We start from the raw sequence: 2,544 nt of genomic DNA, 5'->3' as shown, positions 1-2,544 counted from the left end.
CCAAGGGCCAGTACAGCCCGACTTCGGAAGTCGGCAAGATCACTAAGTCGACGCCGATGGGATCGCTGGACGCGCCCTTCAACCCGGTGTCCCTGGCCATCGGCGCCGAGGCGAGCTTCGTGGCCCGCACGGTGGACTCCGACCGTAAGCACCTCACCTCGGTCCTGCGCGAAGCTGCTGAGCATCCGGGGACGGCGCTGGTGGAGATCTACCAGAACTGCAACATCTTCAACGACGGCGCCTTCGAGGTGTTGAAGGACAAACAGCAGGCCGAAGAGGCCGTCATCCGCCTGGAGCACGGGCAGCCCATCCGCTTCGGCGCGGACGGCGCCAAGGGCGTCGTGCGCGACCCGGCCACCGGCGATCTCAAGGTCGTCCCGGTCACGCCGGAAACCGAGCCCCAGATCCTGGTCCACGACGCACACTCGACCTCGCCCACGCTCGCCTTCGCCCTCTCGCGCCTCGCCGACCCCGACACGCTCCACCACACCCCCATCGGCGTCTTCCGCGACATCAAACGCCCGGTCTACGACACGTTGATGTCCGACCAGCTCGACACCGCCATCGAGCAGAACGGCAAGGGCGACCTGGCCGCGCTGCTCGCGGGCGGCGACACCTGGACCGTCGTCGGCTGACGGGGTCGGTCGCTGCGCGCGGTGGCATCGTCTTCGCCGTCGGTGGCTCACCGCCCGGCGGCGTCCGCTCAGAGCGTCTCGCCGACCATGGTGCGGCACGGGCCGCGCGTCTGCCGGGCGCGGGCAACGCCGCAGCCGCACAGTGCCTAACTCGCCGACCGGGTCAAAGAACTCGCCGACGTCCTGTAGAGACCCAAAACGCCCCGGCTGGAGGAGGGAGACCAGCCGGGGCGCGGGGGCACCTGCGCCCTGGAGCTGAGCGCACACCCGGACATCATCGAGGTGGCAGTGCGCGACCGTAGTCCACACATGCCACACATGCCACGCATGCGAAACCCTGACCTGAACGGTGATGCCGGAGGGTTCGGCTGGCCCATGGTCAACCATCTCGCCCGCAGCACCACGGTCACCTCCCACAGGCCCGGGGGCAAGACTGTCCAGGCTCTGCTCGCCCGATAGCGACGCACCGGCGCCGACGGGCGACTACAGCTGCCGACCGGATGAAGGTCGGTCTGTGCTCTTACGCCGACGCGCGGTGGGCAACCCGGACGGGAGCCGTTTCTAGGACACCCGCACGGGTGAGTGTCCAGCTGGGCCGGGCGGGAAGACGCCCCTGATGAGACTCCTCCAGGCTGAGCGCGCGATGGAACACTGGATGGCCTGCCTGTGGGGCAGCCTCCGGCCACGGCGCCGGGAGCGGGGCGCGGTGGTGTCCATACTCTGCCGGGAGTGCGACGAGCGGGCCCTCATCCTGGAGCGCGGCCGCACAGTGGCCCCCAACGCCTTCACCGTGGAACTACCGCACCACAGTCACATCCAACTCGCCCCGGCACACAACGAGTTGGGCATCTATCTGACCAGCGAGGTGCACCGGCACGCTGCCGAACAGGGATACACCTTCGCCGGGCCCGTCGCGGTCGATCTCTGCCTCGCCGAGGAAGAAGGCGTGGGGCGGTTCCGTGTCCACAGCCGGATCTCCCCAGCGGCACAGATCTGACCAAACCTGCTGATACAGACGCAGAACTGCCGAGTGCCGCTTAAGCCCTCTGTAACCGGCTACGACAGTCGTTCCGTGCTTGGGCAGCAGGCGTTCCCTCCCGCCCTTCCCGCTACGGCCAAGGCCAACTACCTCCCTGTCGAACGGTCAAAAATCTATGCTGGCTGGAGTAGACATTGGGTGGTGGTGTAGTTATGGTTTCTCTCGTAACCAGGAAGTCAGCAGGGCCTGGCAGAGACGAACTGCCGGGCAGCAGTACCCGCAAGTGCAGTACGTAGGGCGGTGCGGTGGTGGAGTTCCGAAGCCAGGGTTGATGCAGGACGGCGACGGGACTGACGACCGGACCGGGTGGCCCGCAGTGATCAGGGGCCGCCACGAGCAGGACCGCAGTTCACGCAAGTGCAGTTCGCAGTACCCAGCAGTGCAGGTAAATGAGCAGCACCTCGGTGAAGGCGTCGGCTGCGGGCGCGCGCACCGGGAGGTTCGGCAGTGGGGTTCTAAGCCAGAGCAAGATGCAGGAGAGGCGACGGGGCTGGCTGCCGAAGGGTGACGCTCCATCAGGTCACCAGCAGTTCGCACCACCCAGCAGTACGCAGTTCCCGTAAGTAGCAAGTGATCCAAGAGGGATGAACGGAGGAACCAGGCGCCATCAGGATCGCCCGGGCGGAGTGTTGAGTCCGGGTACCGCAGGACATCGATAGTGAGGTGGTCTCCGGTCAAGCAACCGCGATCCCCGCAATCCCGACAACTTCCAGGTCGGGCCAGCGGAAACAGAGAGCCGGCGCAGCACTAGGGCCGGCAGATGGTGTAGCAGTTTCCTTCGGGGCCCGGGTGCCAGTACGGCACCCGGGCCCCTCCACGCGTTCCACAGAGAGGTGCAATGACCGCAGACGATTCCTTCGGCCGTCTCGA

At 66.8% G+C, this 2,544-nt stretch carries 2 protein-coding genes and 1 pseudogene; all 3 read left to right on the top strand.

From position 1 onward, the window contains the following. On the top strand, positions 1 to 635 hold a 635-nt coding region (locus ABD378_RS43725), incomplete at its 5' end, for a thiamine pyrophosphate-dependent enzyme (RefSeq protein WP_344531054.1). A gap of 234 nt (positions 636 to 869) precedes the next feature. Next, a pseudogene (locus ABD378_RS43720) lies at positions 870 to 1,094 on the top strand (ATP-binding protein); the annotation flags it as partial. A gap of 157 nt (positions 1,095 to 1,251) precedes the next feature. Further along, positions 1,252 to 1,632 (top strand): FhaA domain-containing protein, encoded by a 381-nt coding sequence (locus tag ABD378_RS43715; protein ID WP_344531052.1) that lies wholly within the window; start codon positions 1,252 to 1,254, stop codon positions 1,630 to 1,632. The last annotated feature ends 912 nt before the right edge of the window (positions 1,633 to 2,544 follow it).

This window comes from Streptomyces rectiviolaceus (assembly GCF_039533825.1).
GTDB classification, from domain to species: domain Bacteria; phylum Actinomycetota; class Actinomycetes; order Streptomycetales; family Streptomycetaceae; genus Streptomyces; species Streptomyces rectiviolaceus.
This window is presented reverse-complemented; position numbering and strand designations above follow the sequence as displayed.

Bases quoted from the DNA above. Each gene is read 5' to 3' on its own strand.
- ABD378_RS43715 (WP_344531052.1), top strand. From the start codon at position 1,252: ATGAGACTCCTCCAGGCTGAGCGCGCGATGGAACACTGGATGGCCTGC.